Below are 2,153 nucleotides of genomic sequence, written 5' to 3'. Positions count from 1 at the left end.
AGCGACCGCAGCACCTCCCACTTGCCCGGACCGGCAGTGGCGAACACCTCCACACCCAAGTACCGAGCCAACTGGATGGCAGCCATGCCAACCCCGCCCGCACCAGCGTGCACCAACACCGACTCCCCAGCCCGCAACCCGGCCAGATCCACCAACCCGTAGAACGCGGTAAGGAACACCACCGGAACCGACGCCGCCTCAGCGAACGACCAACCCTCAGGCACCGGCGCGATCATCCGCGCATCAGCAACCACCTCAGCAGCGAACCCACCAGGCACCATGCCCAACACCCGGTCCCCGACAGCCACCCCATCCACCCCGGGCCCGACCTCGACAACCACACCGGCAACCTCCGAACCCAACGGGCCCGCCTCACCGGGATACATGCCCAACGCATTGAGCACATCACGGAAGTTCAACCCACCCGCACGAACCGCGATCCGAACCTCGCCCTCAGCCAGCACCACCCCACCGGCCGGCACCAACGCCAGATTGCCCAGCTCACCCTTCTCCGCAATATCCAACCGCCAGGGCTGGGCCGGAACCGGCAGCACGGCCGCACGTGCCAGACGTCCGACACGCAACACGCCGCCACGGACCACGACCTGCGGTTCCCCGCATGCGACAACGGCGTGGAGCACCGTGCCGATCGGACCGTCAGTGTCGACGAGCACGAACCGGCCGGGTTCCTCGGACTGCGCCGACCGCACCAGACCCCACACCGCGGCCCCGGCCAGGTCAGCTGTCTGCTCATCGTCGAGGGCGATCGCATGGCTGGTTCGGATCACCAGTTTGGCGTCGGCGTAGCGTCGGTCGGACAGCCAGGTATGAAGCACAGCCAGGGTCTCGTCGACGGCGGCGCGCACGGCTTCGGCATCCGTGGCGGGGGCAATCGGCAGGACCACGGCTTCGGGCACCGGGCGGTCGTCGGTCAGCTCGCCCCACTCCGCCCAGACCACACCGTCGTCGACATCCGTCGCGGGCATCGGCAACTCGGTCCAGGTCATCCGGAGCAGTGCGTCGGAGACCTGCCGAACGGTGTTGAGCCGTTCCTCGTCGACCGGCAGGGACACCAGCGACTCCACCCACAGCACCGGTTGTCCGGCGCTATCCGCGACGGCGAGGGAGATCCCGCCTCGACCGGTCAATGACACGCGGACCCGCAGGTCGGTGGCCCCGGCCGCGTACAGACTGACCCCGTTCCACGAGAAGGGCAGTGCGACCTGGCCGGTGTCGTCTCCGGCCAGCGTGACGGCGTGCAGGGCCGCGTCCAGCAACGCCGGGTGGAGGCCGAACCGATCTGCGTCCAGCCGCGCTGGTTCCGGCAGGGCGACCTCGGCGAACACCTCGTCACCCTGTCGCCACACCGCGCGCAGTCCCTGGAACAACGGCCCGTACCCGTAGCCGAGTTCCGCCAGCCTCAAGTAGGCGTCGTCCATGGGCACCGGCACTGCCCCGCGCGGCGGCCACTCGCCCAGATCGAAGGCCGGCCGCAGGGTCTGCGGCGTGAGGACGCCACTGGCGTGCAGCGTCCAGGGCCCATCGGAGTCGGCCGGACGGGAGTGCACCCGCACCGCGCGCGAACCGGCCTCACCCGGCTCGTCCAAGCTCACCTGGACCTGGACACCGCTGGTGAGAACCAACGGCTCGGCGAGGGTGAGTTCTTCGAGCGTGGAACAACCGACCTCGTCGCCGGCGCGGATGGCCATCTCAACGAACGCGGCGCCGGGCACCAGAACCGTGTCCCGCACTGCGTGGTCGGCCAGCCACGGCTGCGCACTCGTCGACAGACGGCTGGTGAACAACAGGCCACCGGCCGCGGGTTCGATCAGCGCACCCAGCAACGGGTGGGTGACTGCGGTCTGGCCGACGCCGGAGACATCCCCGGCGTCCACCGCGGCAGGCCGCCAGTAGCGCTGGTGTTGGAAGGCGTAGGTGGGCAGGTCGACCCGGCCGGTGCCCGACAGGAACTCCGCCCAGTCCAGCCCCACACCCCGCACGAACAACTGCCCGGCCGAAACCAGCAACCGCGACAACCCACCGTCATCACGACGCAGCGTCCCCAGCGCCGACGCCCGCACACCCATGTCCTCCGCGGTGGCCTCGATCCCCGACGTCAGCACGGGATGCGCGCTGGCCTCCACGAACACCGA

Annotated in this window: 1 protein-coding gene; it reads right to left on the bottom strand. The window is 69.8% G+C overall.

Annotated elements, in window-relative coordinates; all coding sequences use genetic code 11:
• On the bottom strand, nt 1-2,153 hold a 2,153-nt coding region (locus ACIPLC_RS38110; RefSeq protein WP_400477651.1), incomplete at both ends, for a polyketide synthase dehydratase domain-containing protein.

The sequence above is a fragment of the Kitasatospora sp. NPDC086801 genome (genome assembly GCF_044745805.1).
Lineage (GTDB): Bacteria > Actinomycetota > Actinomycetes > Streptomycetales > Streptomycetaceae > Kitasatospora.
This window is presented reverse-complemented; position numbering and strand designations above follow the sequence as displayed.